This window comes from Xanthomonas prunicola, from assembly GCF_002846205.1.
GTDB lineage: Bacteria > Pseudomonadota > Gammaproteobacteria > Xanthomonadales > Xanthomonadaceae > Xanthomonas > Xanthomonas prunicola.
In genome coordinates this window covers 1,024,823-1,041,394 of record NZ_PHKV01000001.1, presented here as the reverse complement: position 1 = coordinate 1,041,394, position 16,572 = coordinate 1,024,823, and the positions used below count along the sequence as shown (strand labels likewise).

Annotated in this window: 15 protein-coding genes and 1 pseudogene; 5 read left to right on the top strand and 11 right to left on the bottom strand. The window is 65.0% G+C overall.

Features of this window, described 5'->3' with window-relative positions:
* Positions 1-346 precede the first annotated feature (346 nt).
* Positions 347-1,756 (bottom strand): aminotransferase-like domain-containing protein, encoded by a 1,410-nt coding sequence (locus XpruCFBP8353_RS04575; RefSeq protein WP_101362097.1) that lies wholly within the window; start codon positions 1,754-1,756, stop codon positions 347-349.
* A gap of 284 nt (positions 1,757-2,040) precedes the next feature.
* Here XpruCFBP8353_RS04575 and XpruCFBP8353_RS04570 point away from each other — a divergent pair, with 284 nt between their 5' ends.
* Positions 2,041-2,961 (top strand): DMT family transporter, encoded by a 921-nt coding sequence (locus XpruCFBP8353_RS04570; RefSeq protein WP_101362096.1) that lies wholly within the window; start codon positions 2,041-2,043, stop codon positions 2,959-2,961.
* 37 nt (positions 2,962-2,998) lie between these two features.
* Here the strand turns inward: XpruCFBP8353_RS04570 and XpruCFBP8353_RS04565 are convergent, their stop codons facing one another.
* Both XpruCFBP8353_RS04565 and XpruCFBP8353_RS04560 read right to left on the bottom strand, forming a co-directional pair.
* On the bottom strand, positions 2,999-3,337 hold the full coding sequence (locus XpruCFBP8353_RS04565) for a hypothetical protein (RefSeq protein ID WP_162300940.1): 339 nt from the start codon (positions 3,335-3,337) through the stop codon (positions 2,999-3,001).
* A gap of 85 nt (positions 3,338-3,422) precedes the next feature.
* Entirely contained in the window at positions 3,423-4,367 is a 945-nt protein-coding gene (locus XpruCFBP8353_RS04560) for a DegV family protein (protein ID WP_101362094.1), read from the bottom strand.
* Between the two features lie 488 nt (positions 4,368-4,855).
* Here XpruCFBP8353_RS04560 and XpruCFBP8353_RS04555 point away from each other — a divergent pair.
* Both XpruCFBP8353_RS04555 and XpruCFBP8353_RS04540 read left to right on the top strand, forming a co-directional pair.
* Positions 4,856-5,107: pseudogene (locus tag XpruCFBP8353_RS04555) on the top strand (cellulase S); the annotation flags it as partial.
* A gap of 444 nt (positions 5,108-5,551) precedes the next feature.
* Entirely contained in the window at positions 5,552-6,343 is a 792-nt protein-coding gene (locus tag XpruCFBP8353_RS04540; protein ID WP_243391058.1) for a GH12 family glycosyl hydrolase domain-containing protein, read from the top strand.
* A gap of 306 nt (positions 6,344-6,649) precedes the next feature.
* On the opposite strand, the gene XpruCFBP8353_RS04535 is transcribed toward XpruCFBP8353_RS04540, so the two are convergent.
* The 6 genes from XpruCFBP8353_RS04535 to XpruCFBP8353_RS04510 all read right to left on the bottom strand — a co-directional run bounded on the left by XpruCFBP8353_RS04535 (position 6,650) and on the right by XpruCFBP8353_RS04510 (position 12,868).
* Positions 6,650-8,251: a rhamnogalacturonan lyase B N-terminal domain-containing protein gene (locus XpruCFBP8353_RS04535; RefSeq protein ID WP_101362477.1), complete on the bottom strand. Its 1,602-nt coding sequence runs from the start codon at positions 8,249-8,251 to the stop codon at positions 6,650-6,652.
* Positions 8,252-8,610: 359 nt separating this feature from the next.
* Positions 8,611-8,937 carry a hypothetical protein gene (locus XpruCFBP8353_RS04530; protein ID WP_165786149.1) on the bottom strand — a complete coding sequence of 109 codons (327 nt, stop codon included), beginning with the start codon at positions 8,935-8,937 and terminating at the stop codon, positions 8,611-8,613.
* A gap of 138 nt (positions 8,938-9,075) precedes the next feature.
* Positions 9,076-9,492, bottom strand: a complete 417-nt coding sequence (locus XpruCFBP8353_RS04525) for a ribosomal maturation YjgA family protein (protein WP_101362092.1) — start codon at positions 9,490-9,492, stop codon at positions 9,076-9,078.
* On the bottom strand, positions 9,489-10,067 hold the full coding sequence (locus tag XpruCFBP8353_RS04520; RefSeq protein ID WP_101362091.1) for a hypothetical protein: 579 nt from the start codon (positions 10,065-10,067) through the stop codon (positions 9,489-9,491). The genes XpruCFBP8353_RS04525 and XpruCFBP8353_RS04520 overlap by 4 nt, the downstream gene beginning before the upstream one ends.
* Before the next feature lie 123 nt (positions 10,068-10,190).
* Positions 10,191-11,471, bottom strand: coding sequence for an amidohydrolase family protein (locus XpruCFBP8353_RS04515; RefSeq protein WP_101362090.1), 1,281 nt, complete (start codon positions 11,469-11,471; stop codon positions 10,191-10,193).
* A complete protein-coding gene (locus XpruCFBP8353_RS04510) occupies positions 11,468-12,868 on the bottom strand; it encodes an amidohydrolase (RefSeq protein WP_101362089.1) in 1,401 nt (466 codons plus the stop codon). The genes XpruCFBP8353_RS04515 and XpruCFBP8353_RS04510 overlap by 4 nt, the downstream gene beginning before the upstream one ends.
* A gap of 140 nt (positions 12,869-13,008) precedes the next feature.
* Between XpruCFBP8353_RS04510 and XpruCFBP8353_RS04505 the strand changes: the two genes are divergently transcribed.
* Positions 13,009-13,569, top strand: a complete 561-nt coding sequence (locus XpruCFBP8353_RS04505; RefSeq protein ID WP_101362088.1) for a DUF924 family protein — start codon at positions 13,009-13,011, stop codon at positions 13,567-13,569.
* 156 nt (positions 13,570-13,725) lie between these two features.
* On the opposite strand, the gene XpruCFBP8353_RS04500 is transcribed toward XpruCFBP8353_RS04505, so the two are convergent.
* Entirely contained in the window at positions 13,726-14,595 is an 870-nt protein-coding gene (locus XpruCFBP8353_RS04500; RefSeq protein ID WP_101362476.1) for a hypothetical protein, read from the bottom strand.
* 198 nt (positions 14,596-14,793) lie between these two features.
* Positions 14,794-15,720, bottom strand: coding sequence for a Grx4 family monothiol glutaredoxin (gene grxD / locus XpruCFBP8353_RS04495; RefSeq protein ID WP_101362087.1), 927 nt, complete (start codon positions 15,718-15,720; stop codon positions 14,794-14,796).
* A 45-nt stretch (positions 15,721-15,765) separates the two neighbouring features.
* Between grxD and XpruCFBP8353_RS04490 the strand changes: the two genes are divergently transcribed.
* Positions 15,766-16,557, top strand: a complete 792-nt coding sequence (locus tag XpruCFBP8353_RS04490) for a polysaccharide deacetylase family protein (RefSeq protein WP_207759572.1) — start codon at positions 15,766-15,768, stop codon at positions 16,555-16,557.
* The last annotated feature ends 15 nt before the right edge of the window (positions 16,558-16,572 follow it).

Genomic DNA, 16,572 nt, shown 5'->3' with positions numbered 1-16,572 from the left:
CGCAATTGCCCTTCTCCCCTGGCGAGAAGGTGCTCTGCTGGGGCGGATGAGGGGGTGGGTGAAGCCTCGTGCAGTTGGAACATGCGAGTACTTCGCGTCGACCCTCACCCCAACCCCCGCTCCGCGCCCCGGCCCGCGCTAGCGGCGGGGGCGCTCCAAGGCACGCGCGCCAGTGGCGCGCAAGCAGTGCCTTCTCGCCCCGCAGGGAGGGGGCTCGCCACCGTGCATCTGAACGTTCGCGTCACGTAGGTGCGGCGATAGCGTTTTTCGAAGTCGAAGTCGAAGTCGAAGTCGGCGGCAAACGACAACGGCAACGACAAATCGAAAGTTCAAGCCAACAACCAAGCTAACGCGCCACCTGCGTCGCAAGCTTCGCCAACCGACGCATCGCGCGTTCCAGCGTTTCGCTCCATGGCTGGCCGCAGCTCAGGCGGAGATGATCTGCGTAGTCGCCACGGCTGGAGTACAGATGACCCGGCGAGGTGCCGATGCCTTCGGCCAACGCGGCTTCGAACAAGGCCTGGCCACTTCCACCATCGGGCAACTGCAGCCACAGCGATAAGCCGCCCGCCGGGTCGCCGACGCGTGTGCCCTGCGGCCAATGCCGCACGATCGCATCGCGCAGGCGCTGGCCGTTGTCGGCCAGGGTGCGGCGTAGCTTGCGCAGATGCCGTTCCAGATCGTGTTGCGCGAGATAATCGGCCAATGCCAGTTGCGGCAGGCTGGCGCTGCCAACGGTGGAAAAATACTTGGCGCGTACCAGTGCGTCGGTCCAGTCGCCGCCGAGCAGCCAGCCAACGCGCAGCCCGGGCGCCACAACCTTGGAAAACGAGCCGCAGGTGATCACGTTGTTGTGCGTGTCGAAATGCCGCAGCGGGCGTGGATGCTGACCCGACCAATCCAGCTCGCGGTAGATATCGTCTTCGATCACCACCGTGCCATGTCGGGCGCAGCTGTCGAGCAGTGCGCGCTTGGCGCTGTCGGGGGTGAGGCTGCCATTGGGATTGTTGAAGTTGGGCACCAGCACCGCTGCGCGCGCAGGCGTGCGTTGCAGCAGTGCATCCAGACGGGCGACATCGATCCCCGCGCCGGTCCGGTTGGGCACTTCCAGCACCTTCAGTCGCAAGGCGGCAACGGCTTGCAGGATGCCGTGGTAGGTGGGGGTCTCCACCAGCACCACATCGCCCGGCGTGGTCACCGTGCGCAGTGCCAGGCTGATGGCTTCCATCGCGCCGGCGGTGATCACCACTTCTTCCGCAACCACGCTGGTGGCGCAATGTGCGTAACGCTGGGTTATCTGCCGGCGTAATGCGGCGTTGCCCTGGGGCGGGGCATAGTCCAGCGCGGCAGTGCGGTGTCGACGCAACTGCCGCGCCAAGGCTGCGGCCAGCTGCGTACCGGGGAGTAATGCAGGGGCCGGCGTGGCCGTATGCAGTGGCACCAGGTCGGTACGGGCGACGGTATCGAGTACGCGCTGCAGCGCGGGGTTACCGACCATGCCGGGTTTGCGTTGCCGCGGTGCTCTGGCCGCGACCGGTGCGGTCGAGGCGATGGTGCGGACGAAGTAGCCCGAGCGTGGACGCGCCTGCACCCGTCCTTCGCGCTCAAGCTGCAGGCAGGCCTGCACGGCGGTGGCCACACTGACGCCATGGGTCGCGGCCAGCTGCCGGATCGACGGCAATCGCTCGCCCGCGCGCAGGGTGCCGTCCTCGATCCGCTGCCGCAACTGCGTCGCCAATGCCTCGTACAGCAACATGCGTCCGGCTCCATCTGTACTGGTCGATTTACAGGGTATCTGAATCTGTCATGGTCGCGCATGGCACTGCAGACTGAACGCGCCCGATGCATGCGTCGGGCCTCTGTCCTGCCTGTGAGGTCGATCGTGCCTATTGTCGATATCGTCGCTGTTGTTCTGGCTGGTGCGCATCGTCACTGCGTCTGCGCTGCGCGATCGCGCATGCAGCGTCGCGACGCGGCCGTATCGGGCAATCGCATGCATGGGCGGTGCGACAGGCAGGCCGCGTGCAACCGGAGCGTTGCATGAGCGCCGCGCTTTCCGCTGGCCTTGTATCGACCGGCGCATCGCGCCGTGCGCTCTGGCAGTTGCTGGTTGCCGAAGTGTTGATCGGGTCGGTTGGGGTCTTCGTGCACGAGAGCGGGCAGGATCCGGTAACGGCGGTGTTCTATCGCTGCCTGTTCGGTGCGTCGTTTCTCACCGTATGCGGTGTGATCGGCGGGCAGCTGCGCGGGCTGTGGCGCGAGCGTGCGTTAGTGCGCGATGCGGCGATCAGCGGTGTGCTGCTGGTGTTGAACTGGGTGGCGTTGTTCGCCGGCATGGCGCGCTCGTCGATCGGCGTGGCGACGATGGTGTATCACGTGTTTCCGTTCGTGATGCTGATCCTGGCGGCGTTGCTGCAGGGCGAGCGCACGCGGCGTGCCGATCTGGGCTGGACGCTGCTGGCGTTCGTGGGCGTGGCGTGTTCGGCCGATCCGGCGCGGCTGTGGCAGGCGGCCGACCGCGGCTATCTGCTCGGGATTGCGCTGACCCTGCTGGCGGCCTTGCTATGCGGCGCATCCTTGCTGATGTCGCGACGCATCAGTCGCGAGCGGCCGTTGGCGGTGGTCACGGTGCAGTGCTGGGTCGGGACGGTGTTGCTGGCCGGATTTTCGAGCAGTGCCGCGCTGCATCCGGGGATGCAGTGGGTGTGGCTGGTGGGCCTGGGCGTGATCCACAGCGGAATCGTGTACGTGCTGTTCTATTCGGCGTACCGGCATCTGCCTGTGGCCACGATCGCGGTGCTGGCCTTCGTGTACCCGCTGGTCACGCTGCTGCTGGATTATCTGCTGTATGGCCACGCGCTGGTGCCTGTGCAATGGCTGGGCCTGACGCTGATCGTGCTCGGCACGCTGGCGGTGAACCTCAAATGGCGCTGGCCACGCCGCGCATTGGCGCGGGCATGACCGCGCCAATGCGCATGCAGCATGGCGGCGCACACCGTCAACGCACGTCGCGCATTTCCCAGTGATGGCCGGCCAGGGCCTGCATGCGCTGTTTGAACAGGTCGCCGGGGATGCTGGTGGTGGCGACCAGGTCGACGCGCAGGTCGTCCTGCTTGCCGGTGACGGTGGCTGACGGATCGGTGACGCCCAGTGCGGGGTCCACCTCGTCCGGGTCGGCCTGGAGCTGGCGCCAGCGATCGAACCAGGCCGGATCACGCAGTGCGGCCTGCAACTGTTCGGCAAACGCCTCGGCGCCGTTGGCGGTGAAGCTCACCGATGGCGCGCTGCCGCGGGCGAGCTTGGGGTCGGGCAGGCTGATCGAGTAGCTGACAGGCATGGACACACTCCGTTGAATGACGGCGCACACTAGCCGAGGCGGGGTGAGAGCACCGTCGAAGGCCGTGTACCGTCAAGCGCTTGCTTCAGGCAGAAAAACCATGCGGTTCGGCAGCGAAGGCCACGGCCAGCGCGCCCTTGCCCACGTTGACCATGCCGGTCAGGCTCATCACGCTTTCAAACAGTTCCACGCCATGGCTCTGGCAGGCGGCCTGCAACGCGGCATAGCCGGGCAGGGCATGCAGCTCGGCCAGCTCGCCGCCATAGCCCACGCACACGGTGGGTGTCATCAGGCCCTCGCGGAGCTTGCGCACGGTGAAGCCGAACAGTTTCTCGGCCGACGGCTCGAAGCCCTTGAGCTTGGCCACCGGTTCGGTGACGCCGCGATACGCGCGCAGCACCGGCTTGATATCCAGTGCGCTGCCCAGCGCCGCGCCGATCAGGCCCACGCTGCGATCGCCCTTGGTGCGTGCGCGCGCCCGCAGGTAATACAGATCGCGCGGGATCATGTAGCCATAGGTGTACTCGGCCAGCTGCTCCAGCCGCGTGCGGATCGCCGCCACGCTCTGGCCCTGGTCGCGCAGGCGCACCGCTTCCACGGCGGTGATGCCCTGGCCGGCGAACAGGTTGAGCGTGTCGATCACCCGTAGCGCGAACGGCGAGGTGTGGCCGGCAGCCTGACGGATCGGCTTGTAGTCGTTGAGGATCGCGAAGCTGGCCTGCATGGCGTTGTCGTAGATCTGGCTGCGCAGCTTGGAGATGGTCAGGCAGAACACGTGGTCGTAGTCGATGACCAGTTGTTGCAGGAACAGATCTCGGATCTGGTTGACCGAAAACGGGGTGGTTTCCGCCTCGTGTCCACGTTCGGCCACATGCGCCTGCAGAAAGCTCAGCGTGGCTTCTTCATTGCGATGATCGGCCAGCACGGCTTCGCCGATGCGGACGCTGATCGGCAGCACGATCACGTTGTTGCGTTGGATGAAGTCCTGCGGCAGATCGCACGCACTGTCCACCACGATTCCGATACGCATCCTCGCCCCCTCCCGGCTGTTGCGTTGTCTGTCGTGCGAACGCTATCGCAAAACGGGTCTTCCGCGTAGGTCTGACGTGGAGGTTGGTTCGCAGCGTGTATCGCGTGGATGGCTCCCGGGCTGGCGCACGTGGGTGTCCCCGCCACCAAGTCACTGCGCCGGAATAGCCAGTGCACAGGCAACTGACGCCGCGTCGGCATGCCAGGACGTGGTCGATGCGCATGTGGCTGTGCACCATTCGTTACCCCGGTACGCCCTTGTCGTGATGCGATACGTGGCGCTGCGCGCCTGTCCAGGTCGCTAACTGATAGCCAGCGCACGCTCCAAGTGCAAGGTGGCGCCCGCTATCGCGCTTGGCGGGGTAGGGCTACCGGAATCGGTATAGCTCCCCTGGCGACGCCACTGCTAGGGTCCAGTCCCGATCGCCGCACGGCGGATCTCGACGGCGCTGCACAGTGCCGGCGTGCTGCATCACACGGAGCGTCAACATGCATAACCGCCCATCCAGCTCCCTTCCTCACACTGGCGCCCGGACGCCGACGCCGGTCACGCGGCGGCGCGCGGTGCGCTGGTGGACCGCGACGCTGGCTTTCGGTCTGGTAGCACTCGCCCCCGCGGCGCTCGCCGGCCCGCACAAAAATGTTTGCACCCACGATGCGTGGGTGAACAAGTTCAACGATCCAAACAACATCATCCAGGGCACTTTCAGCACCGAGAGTACGCCCGAGCTGACCGTCACCTCAGCGGGCTTTGAGGTGGTGCGCGGCAATGAGTGGGCCAAGGTCAGCGCAACCTTGGATGCGAAGTAACCGCAACCGCTGCTGTGTTGAGCCGGCCGCCATTACCGGTCGGCCTGCGTACGTTTTGTCAGGGATGGGCCTGCCGCAGCCTGCGCGCGGCCTGTTGCTGTTCGATAGCCAATCTCTGCGCAGCTCGCTGTGCACACGACAACGAAGTGGCCATATGTGTGTCGCCTGTAGCGTGGCATCGCACATCGGATGAGGCCATGGTGACCGGTCTGCATGGATGACCGCGTCTGCGCCCCGTCAGTGCGCAGACATTCGGTAGGTGACGCGCAGGCGTCGTCTTGCCGGATGCGCGAGGGTCGTTCGCCCCCTGCTCGGCGTCATGCCGATTCAGGTGGGCGTGGTTGGTCCATCCATTTTCGGAGTACATCCATGCACATGCATCGCCGTTCCCACTCGCTGCTGTTTGCCCATTGTGGTCGGTTGCCGCGCGCCGCTGCGCTGGCCTTGCTGCTGGTCGCGACCAGCGCCAGTGCCTACACCGGCCAGACCAAGGTCTATGGCACGCAGTACGCATACAACAACAATTTCAACGACGCCAATAACAACATCCAGGCCACCTTCGGCAGCGGCAGCACGCCAAGCCTGACCATCTCCTACAACCTGCCTAGCGGTAACTTGTACGGCTATCCGGCAATCTGCCGCGGTTGGCACTACACGATGAACCCGGCCCCCGATAGCTACTTTCCGCATCAGGTATCCAAGATCAACAGCCTGAGCGGGACGTTGGCGTTCACCACCAAGGGCAGCGGGCAGACCGGCGATTTCGCCTACGACCTGTTCTTTCGCACGGACGCCAGCAAGGGCAACCCGCAACTGGAAGTGATGATCTGGGGCGCCAACAATTCGTATCCGGTCGGCACCCTGACTACCGCCAACGCGATTACCTCAGGCGGCGTGACCTACGATTTGTGGGAGGGCAATAACTCGGCTGCTGGCTATTACGTATATACCTTCATTCCGCATGGCACTGCGGGCAACAGCAATGCGCTGCCGGCCAAGGGCAATGTCAACGTGGACGTCAAAGCGTTCTTGACCAAGTTGCAGGCGTTGCGCGGCGGCGGTGGCCGCTACAACAGCAGTTTGTATCTGCAGGTAGTGGAGGCCGGCTTCGAAGTCACCGGTGGGATGGGCACGGTGTCGCTGACCGGGTCGATTGCGGCCAACTAAGTGCGGCGATGATCGCATCGTCAGCTGCGATAGTGCACAGTTGACACGTGTCGGGTGCACGCTGACGTGTGTGCCTGCGTCGCGGGAATGACAGGCGAATGCCGTGTCATTTTCTTGATTGAGCCAAGTGCCATGCACCGCGCGTCATCGAGCGCGGTGCATGGCATGTAGTGATTTGGAGTGGTCAACCCGCATCGCTGTGGTGCGACGCTGATGCGAAGAACATGGCAACGGCCAAGCCTGCATGCCGATGCCACGCATCGGCAGCGCGTGCTGGCTACGGCGTGGCGGTATTGTCGGTCGCTGCTACAACGCTACCAGTTGGATGCTGTCAAACACGATTGCCGGGCTGAGGTAGCCGTTGTCCGGGGAGCCGGAGGCAATGCCGATCTCGATGCGGTTGCTGCCGGCCTGCAATGCAGCGGCGGGGATGTCCACTTCGTACAGGGTGTTGTTGCCGCGCGTCGTGCCCCGCGTAATGCCGCGTGTCTTCGGTTGCGTGGGGGCAGCAGGCGCCGGTCCGCTCCAGCGTGCATTCACGCTGATCTGCGGGCGCGCACTGCCCTGCGCCAACGACACGAAGATGCGCAGGCGATAGCCGCGTACCTCGTTGGCGGCCAGGGTGAAGTCGATCCGGCTCGGCGTGTTGATGCTGCGCCACTGTACCGCCGGAAAGTTGCTCAGGCTGCTCGACCCGACGGTGTAGGTCACCGGAGACCAGCGCATGCGCGCATCGGAAGGGTGTGCATGCGGTAACAGATCCGCGTATCTGAACCCAGCCGGCGTGCCATCGGGAATGCCGATCTGCCACTTCAGCGTGCCTGGTAAGGCGACCGCATGCAGTGTGGCTTGCGCGGTGGCGTTGGCAAACACTTCAATGTCGCGCTGTGCTACTTCCAGTTCGTTCTGGTAGAGCGTCATGCGATAGCTGCCCGGGCGCACACTTGCCACCTGATAATCGCCGTTGCCGTCGGCGGTGCCCCAGTATTGCGCCTGCGCGTTGCGCAGACCGATGACCGCTGGCTGGCCAGGTAACACGCCACTGACGTGCCCACTGACTGCGCCGCGCCCGTTTGCCGGCAAATAGCCGGCCAGACCCAGCGTGCCATCAACAAACTCGGTGTTGAGCTGGCTGCTGGACGGCGCGCTGCCATCGGTGAACAGCAGCCCATACACACCATGCAGGCCACCACGAAATGCTTCGGTCTGGGTGTGATCGGAATACATGTAGTTGTAGAGCTCATGTGTCACACGGGTCTTTTGCGTGGCGATATCCTTGAAGAAGGGGCCGCCCGCACTGTGCTCACGGTTGCCCATCAGCATGAACACTGCAACGCCCGAGCCGCCGACGCCATGCACCTGGTCGTCCATCATCCGGCGTGCGGAATAGAATTTGGAACTGGTGCGTCCATCCGGCAACAGAAAGACATCGTTGCCTTCGATCGCCGTGCCGACATTGGAATCGGGTTCTTGCTGCGCATTCGGCAACCTGGGCACATTCAAGCGGGCGACGAAGCGCAATTCGCCCACTGGTAGCAAGGTTGGCGCATACGTGGCCATGTAGATCGCGTTGCGGCCCTTGCGCACGATGTAGTACTGGATCAAATCGCCGGCCTTGGCGGACACCACGATCGTGCCGCCCACGATGCGTGCGTCCACGCTGGCGCTGCCCAGCCCCGAAGCGATGTGTGAGCCCTTTGGTTCGGTGGTCTGCAATTCGTTATTGCGATAGCACATCGACACGATATCGCCATTGTGTGCATTGACCGAAAACACCAGCTCGGCACCGCTGTCGACAATTACGCGATCGCCGCTGCGGGTGAACCCGAAGTCGGCCAATGCAGGCGCGTTGACGCCGGCATAGAGCAACAGCGCGCAGGCGAAGGTGTGCAGGCGATGACGGGGCATGGTGGTGACCTTGCGGACGCAGGACAGCGGTGCGATGCATGCGCGCGATGCTAGGCGAGCGCCGGAGACCAAGAATGTGCGCACTATTCGAAATTCCAGCAATCAAGATGGGCGTGGTTGGCCGAATGCGGGCATCGCTGACCGGTCGGTGCAGTGGGTAGTTGCGATTGTCAGGAAGAGCGCATGCACCAGAGACGCTGGCAAACCATAGGACGCATTTGTCAGGGAGACGTGGGCGGCGTCGAGCCACAGCGGTGCACGAGTGGCACATGCCGCACCGATCGCCAGCCGCTCCCATCTGGCGATGAATGCGGACGCTTCGTTGGCTGCTCTATGACAAGGCGGCACCATCGCAGGGCTCAGCGCACCCTGTCCCGTGCCGAGGCGATGTCGGCCATCCATTGGTCGCGCTTGCCGATCACGAAGCGATGTTCGTTTCCGTCGCTCAACCGCACCGCCAACGATGTCGGCGCGATCGGCAGCAGGCCGAATAGGCGCGTCCAGCAGGGCTGCACCGCCACGATCTGCCGAAACGGCACGCTCAACGATTGTGTTTGCACATTGAATGCGTGTGGCTGGAACAGCAACGCGTCGGTGGTGAGAATCAGACGCCCGCCCACCGCTTCCATCCCGCGCTGAAGATTGGCGGGTGCCTGGCGCAACACGTCGCGATCAATCGAACGCAGGCCGCCACCTTGGAAAAGCGAGCTCACGGTCGTGCAGCGGCGGTGCGGGCACATGGCATCGGCCAGGGCGAGACGCCACAGCTGCCGAGCGGTGCCAGGAGCGAAACCGAAACCATGCGATAGGCCTGATGGGCTACATCACTGCAGCGAACGTCGCCGGCGAGACGTGGTAGCACGCCATGACAGCACATCGCCTGTGTACGCCAGACTACCGCCGATCAGGTACATCAGCAGATCGTGCAGGGTGGCGGTATTGCCGAGCGCGATGTAGGCCGCGCTGCCAGGCCGCAGCTCCAGGCGATCGGCCAGGTGGGTCGCCTGTAGGCCTTCGATCAGGCACCCGATAGCCACGGCCAGCACGCAGGCCCAGCGTGGTGCGAGCGCGAGCATGCCACGCAGCCCGCAGTAGACCAGGATCACCGCCAGCACATCGCCCAGGCTGCCGCGCACCCACGGCCCGCCGAGTTTGCCGGCGCCGATCGCGATTTCGATGGCCAACACGGCGAACGTGAGCAGCAGGTAGCGGGCGCGTCCATGCATCGAAAGACGGCTCATCGCGGTTTTGCACGCGTGCGTTGGCGGCCCTGCGTATAGGTGGTGCTGAGTGGGATGCTGAGGCCACGCTGGCGATCGATGAGGGTGACCTGCACCTGCCAACGGCCCGGCGGCTCGCTCGCCTCGGCGTGGACAGTCATACCGACGTGTGCAAGGAAGACATTGCCCGGGTCACCTCCGATTGGTCCTTGCAGGCACGGTGCATCAACCGCGTTCTGCTCGGCATGTCCGGTGGGGTCGATGACCCGGATGCTGCACACCACATCGGCGCGCTGCTGCGCATCCAGGCCCGGATGAGAGATAAAGATCAGCAGAAACAGCGCATCACCGGTGCTGACATGATCCACTTCGTTGAAGTGCGGCGTGGTGTCGCTGGGCGTGTTCCACTTTGCCGCCCAGTCGGCATCCGAGGTCAGCAGCAGGCTGGCGCCGAAGCCCTGGACCATCTTGCGGCTGGGCGAATCCGCAATCGCTTCGCCCTGCTGGTTGATCCATCCCGATTGGGCAGTGGCCGACAGCGGCAGCAACAGCAGTAACGCGACCAGTGACGACAGCAGGGTAGGTGGCGGGCGCATGAGCACTCCTTGGCGAGCGCGTTCCGCTGAAATGGCAGCGGAGCCCTGAAGCAGTGTGCCGGTAGATCAACGATGAAACGCGGTGCTAACGAATGCGGCGCACACAGGGCGCGCCGCACGCGCTTACTTCAGATAGGCGCGCGGCAGCGGGCCGGCCTGCTGCATGTAGCGGTCGCGCAGCTCGCTCTGGCGTGAGCGCATCGGCATGTCACGGCCGCCCAGCCAGACCTGCTCGGCGTAGTGCGCAACATCCAGCGGGTCGCCTTCCCACAGCACCAGGTCGGCCTGCTTGCCGACCGCAATGCTGCCGATGCGATCGCCCACGCCGAAGATCTCCGCTGGCACGCGGGTCAGCCCGGCCAGGCCGGATTCCCAGGGCAAGCCATTGGCGACCGCATTGCCGGCCAGCTGGCGCAGCTTGCGTGCGTTGTGCGAGGCATCGCCGTTTTGGGTAAAGCTGACCTCCACACCGGCGGCGCGCAGACGTGCGGCGTTTTCCAGCGTTGCGCCGATCTGGTCGAAGGTCGATGGCAGATCCGCCAGCGCGTCGACCAGCACCGGGACCTTGGCCTGCGCCAGTTGTGGCGCGAGCTTCCATGCTTCGGCGCCGCCGGCAATGGCAATGCGCACCTTCTCGCGCTGCGCCCAGCGCAATAACTGGCGGATGTCGGCCGCGCGTTCCACCTGCACCACGATGCGCCCCTGGCCGGCCAGATATTTTGCCAGTACGCCGCGCCCGACCGGGGTCAGCAATGCATGTGGCGAATCGGCCGGGATGCGTCCGCGCGCTTCGGCAACAAGTTGATCGAGCAACATCCATTGCGCCGCACGCGAACTGCCGGTGAGATCGGATGCCGCTGCACCAATACGGAGAAACAGCGCATGCGGGCCCAGCGGATCCGGGCTGCCGTCCAGCCGCACGATGCCGCCCTGGCCGGCAATGAAGGCGCCGCTGGTGGTGGCGCCGAGCGCGGTGAAGCCAATGCCTTCCACACGCGCCACGGGCACCAGTACCGAATCGGGGTTGTAGGCCAGGGTGACGTCGAATTCTGGACGCATCGGTTGGTCGGCCAGCTTGACGCCGCTGTCCACCGTGCTCTCTTCGCCGGAGACTTCTTCGATGCCGATCTCGGTGATGCCGCCGAACAAGGCCGGTGTCAGCGGGCGTCCTTTCGCCTCGACCACACGGGCATCGCTAGGCGCCGTCAAGTTGCGGCCGATGGCGCGGATCACGCCGCCCTGCACCAGCACGTCGGTGTTCTGCAGCGTGCCCTGAGTGGTGGCGGTATGCACGGTAGCGCCGCGTATCAAGACCTGCTGGCCGAAGGCCGGCAATGCAAGCGTGGCCATGAGCAACGCCGCGATCGCGCGCAAACGCGGACGCACACCGGTTGCGCGGCTCATCGTGCCATCTCCTGGCCAAGCATGAAGTCCGATACTGGCTGCAGTGCGCGGTTGTGCCGGTCGTAGACCTGTGCGCCGTCGATGTACACCTGTTCGGCCAACGCATACGAACTGAAAGGGTTGCCGTTCCACATCACCACATCGCCCATCTTGCCCGGCTCCAAGGCACCGGTCTGCTGCTCGATGCCGAGCGCCTTGGCGGCGTTGCTGGTGAGCCAGCGGATGGCACGCTCGGGTGGAATCTCCATGCCGCTGCGACGCGCGTTGGCGATCACCTTGGCGGCTTCCTGGTTGAGCCGCTGGATGCCTTCTTCCGAATCCGAATGCACGATGGCGCAGCTGTTGGCCGGGCGATCGACCAGTGCGATGTTTTCCTGGATGCCGTCGAAGGCTTCCATCTTGAAGCCCCACCAATCGGCCCATAGCGCGCCGCAGACGTTTTCCTGCGCCAGGCGGTCGGCCAGCTTGTAGGCCTCCACGCCGTGATGGAAGGCCGCGATGTGGAAGCCAAATTCCTTTGAGAGATCCAGCATGGTCGCCATTTCATCGGCGCGGTAGCAGTGGATGTGCACGCGGATATCGCCGTTGATGGCGCCGGCCAAGGTGTCGAGCTTGAGATCACGCTTGCCGCCGGCATCGCCGCCGCTGTCGTTGTCGCCGCCGCTGCTCCACCAATGACGCTTCTGTGCGGTCTTCTTTTTCGGTGCGTTCTTCTGCAGATACTCGGCCGCATCGATGAACGCGGCGCGGTAGCCGGCCACGTTGCCCATGCGCGTGCCGGGGCCACCTTTCTGGCCATACACGCGTTTGGGGTTCTCGCCACAGGCCATCTTCAGGCCCCACGGCGCGCCGGGAAATTTCATGCCCTGGTAAGTGGTGGACGCCACGTTCTTGAGCGTGACGCCGCGCCCGCCGATCAGATTGGCCGAGCCCGGCAGGATCTGCAGCGAGGTGATGCCACCGGCCAGCGCGGTGCCGAAGCCGGGGTCCTGCGGCCAGATCGAATGCTCGGCCCACACGTTGGGCGTGACCGGTGCGGTCATTTCGTTGCCGTCGCTATGCGCGCTGACGCCCGGGCTGGGGTAGACGCCCAGATGCGAGTGCACATCGATGATGCCGGGCGTCACCCACTTGCCGGTGCCGTCGATGCGGCGCACATCCGCGGGCGCCTCGAGCGCCTTGCCGACAGCGGCCACCTTGCCGTCGCGAAGCAGCACGTCGGCATCGTCCAGCCGCTCGCCGGTGCCGGTCAGCACCGTGGCGTGCTGGATCAGCACCGGACCGGACGCAAGCGCTCGGTAGGTGCTGGGGTAGGGGTCTTGCACGAAGCGCGGTGCCGCAGACGCAGGCCCGCACAGCACTGCCGCGCCCAGCGCGGCGAACAGGATGGAACGCATGGATTTCCCCGGTGAAACGAAAGCGTAGGCCGCAAACCTAGCCGCCAGCGCCGTGCTTGCCAAGTGCTGAAGGTGCGGTTGCGGCTGCTTCATCACATGCAAGCGTGCATGCTGTGCCGTATTCCTCAGGGGGAGCGTCGATGATTGCCAAAACAGAGCGCAATAAGCAGGCCGATGTAGTGCTGGCTTTCTGGGAGCTGGCCGGTTCGGCCCGCTGGTTCACGCACAACGATGCGTTCGATGCCAATTTTCGCCAGCATTTCAGCGAGCAGCATTTTGCTGCTGCGCGGGGCGACTATGCGCATTGGATGGCGCGTGCCGAAGATGCGCTGGCGCTGCTGATCCTGCTCGACCAATTTCCGCGCAATGCCTTTCGCGGTAGCGCACATGCCTACGCCACCGACGGGCTGGCATTGCAGCATGCCAAGCAGGCGCTCGCCAGCGGCTTCGATCAACAGGTGTCGGCGCAATTACGCCTGTTTTTCTATCTGCCCTTCGGGCATGCCGAAGACGCCGATGAGCAGGCGCGTGCGGTGCAGCTGATCACTGCGCTGGGCGACGCCGAGAGCACCCACTCGGCGCTGGAGCATCAGCGCATTATTCAGCGCTTTGGCCGGTTTCCACACCGCAATGCGGTGCTGGGACGTGAGACCACGGCAGAAGAACAGCAGTTTCTGGATGAAGGCGGGTTTGCCGGTTGAAGACCGGCGTCGGTTAGTTGCATGCCGGCAGTTGCGGTTTGCCGTGCGGCGTCTGCAACGACAGCGCTAGCGCCGAACTAGCGTCGGCCTTGCAGTGGGTGGATGCGCGCCACGCGCAATGCCGCAACAGCGATCGCGCATGCACTAAAGAACCGATCAGCAGCCGCCCGGCAACGCTTCCGAACGCCAGGTGGGGCCTTCGCCGAGCAGTAAATAGAACCCGTAACTTTCGTAGCCGCTTTCCGACAGCACGAAATCGAGCGTGCCGTTGCCGTCGATGTCGCCGAACTGCAACAGATGCGTGCGCAGCGGCAGGTCTTCGCAATCGTCGCAGCCGCTCGCAGCGTGCCCCTTGCGGAACTGCCAGCGGCTGCCGTCATGTTCGAAGATCGCAAGCACGACGAGCACGCCGGTGGGGTTGTCCGGATTGCCGGTCTTGATCGGATGATTGGAGGTCAGCACGGCCACGCGCCGCTGCGGTTGCTGCGTATCGGTGACGATCTGCAGCGCCGCCAGATCCTGAGCGCGATCGGCATTGAACGCTGCCAGCGCCTGCGTCAGTGCCGCCGGCTTGACGCTCTTGTGCAGTTGCGCGGTCTCGCCGGCTTGGCGGAACAGCTCGGCCTGTTCGCTGGCAGTCGCCGCCCGGCCAGCAAAGCGCTTGCCGGGGTTTACGTCCACCGTCGACAGCAATGGCGAATCGGCCAACGTGGGGTTGCCCTTGATGCGCAGCTTCGCAGTGCCGCCGCACATGCTGTTGTCGTCCACCGTTAGCGCCGCAAGCCGCACGTTGCCGGCGGAAACGCCTGCATTGAAGATCTGCAGCGGCTGGCTCAGCAGCGCATTGGGCAGGGTCGATTCCTTCGCCACGCTCTTGCCGAGCCATACCGGAATGTATTCCAGCGGAGCGTCGGTCGGCTGGTTGTCGTAGGTCTGGACCAGCAGCACGGCGCGCGACGGTTCGGCTGCGTAGGCGGCCAGTGGCAGCAGTGCGGCCAGGGCGAGAGAGCGCAAGCGGGTGTGCATTGCAGCGATGTCCTTGTGCAGGTTGATCCATGAAAAAAACGGACGCTCCAAGGAGCGCCCGTTTCGGTCTGCGGTGTGCCCAAGCAGCTTGCATCTGTGCAAGTCGTGGTCGCACGGGTCACGCCAGCGCCGCACTCTACATGTGCGACTAGACGCGTGCGCGGCAGCCGCGACCCTGCAGCGACCGCCCAGTGTTGATCAGTACTTCGCCACCCCATTGTCTACTTCGTCCGACCAGGCATCGATGCCGCCGGTGACGTTGTAGACATTGGTAAAGCCCAGGCTGCGGAAATGTTCGGCCGCCTGCAGGCTGCGACCGCCGCGGTGACACAGGAATGCCAGCGGGGTGTCCTTGGGCAGCTGTTCGATCGCGGCACGCTCGTGCGCATCCAGGGTGCGGAACGGTGCGGCCACGGTGGCAAGCGCACGCTCGTCGGCCGGGCGCACGTCCACCAGGGTCAGGCTGGCGGCCTTTAGGCGGTCGTCGGCATCGCGCACCGACAGCTCCTGCACCGGCTTGGGCGCATTGGGGTTGTCGATGGCCAGGCCGCGGCCGCGGATGTCGTCCACCCAGTCGATGGTGATACCGTCGGCGCGGCGTGCGCTGGCCAGGTCGAACTGCACGCGCAGGCCGTTGGATTCGGCGGCAATGGCGTTCGGATTGGTTGGCGCTAGCTGGAAATTGGGCTGGAAATTGGCATCGATGGCCAGCGTCAGCGACGCATCCGGCGCATCGGCCAGCGCGCCCTTGAGCATCTCCACCGCAGCCGGGGTGATGGTGATCTTGGGCGGGCTGCGATCCGGCACCTGCAGGCCGAGCATGCTGCTCAGCTCGCCGCTGTCGGCCATCTGCAGGATGATGTCGCTGCCGCCGATCAGCTCGCCGTCCACGTACAGCTGCGGAATGGTCGGCCAGTCGCCATAGGCCTTGATGCCCTCGCGGATCTCCTGGTCGGCCAGTACGTTGACGTGGGCATAGTCGATGCCCAGCCCGTCCAGCACGCCGACTGCCTTGGCCGAAAAACCGCACTGCGGCATGCCGGGCTGGCCTTTCATGAAGAGCACCACGCGGCTGGATTGCAGCAGCGTATCGATACGGGAACGCAGGGCGGGATCGAGGGACATGGCAGCACTTCGGTGAGAGCGTGGAGACCGGGCATTCTACGCCGCATGGCATCATGCGGCATGACCACGCCGGAAACGCTGTATCGCATCCCCTCCCACCCCTACCGCTGGGTGGGCTTGTTCGCCCTCTCGCAGGCTGCGGTGGCGATGCTGTGGTGGCATCTGGGCTGGGTCTGGGGGCTGCCGGCGCTGCTGCTGTCGCATGCGCTGTTCGTGGTGCCGGTGTTCCTGCCGCGCGCGCGCCTGTATGCGCCGGTGCTGGCACGGCTACCCGGCCGCGTGCCGCATGTGTGGCTGACCATCGACGATGGCCCGTCCGACGACACTCCGGCCATCCTCGACCTGTTGGATGCTTGCGATGCCAAGGCCACCTTCTTCGTGGTCGGCGCGCGTGCCGAGCAGCGGCCGGAACTGGTGCGCGAGATCGTGCGCCGCGGGCACGGCATCGGCAACCACAGTCATACCCATCCGCAGGCGTGGTTCTGGGCGCTGGGGCCGCGCCGCATGGCGCAGGAAATCGGTCAGGCGCAGCGCGTGCTGGCCTGCATCACCGGCCAGGCGCCACGGCTGTACCGCTCGGTGGTGGGCATGACCAACCCCTTCGTCGCCTCGCCTCTGCGCGCGCACGGGCTGACTCGCGTGGCCTGGAGCGCGCGCGGTTTCGACGGCGTGCATTGCGAGCCGGAGACCACCATCGCGCGCATCGTGCGCGACCTGCAGCCCGGCGCCATCGTGCTGCTGCACGAAGGTGCTGCGCACGGCCATAACCTCACCATCCTGCGGGGCGTGCTGGAGGCGATGCAGGCGCGCGGATTGGTGGGGCGGCGGCCGGATTAAGCGCGACCAGGACAA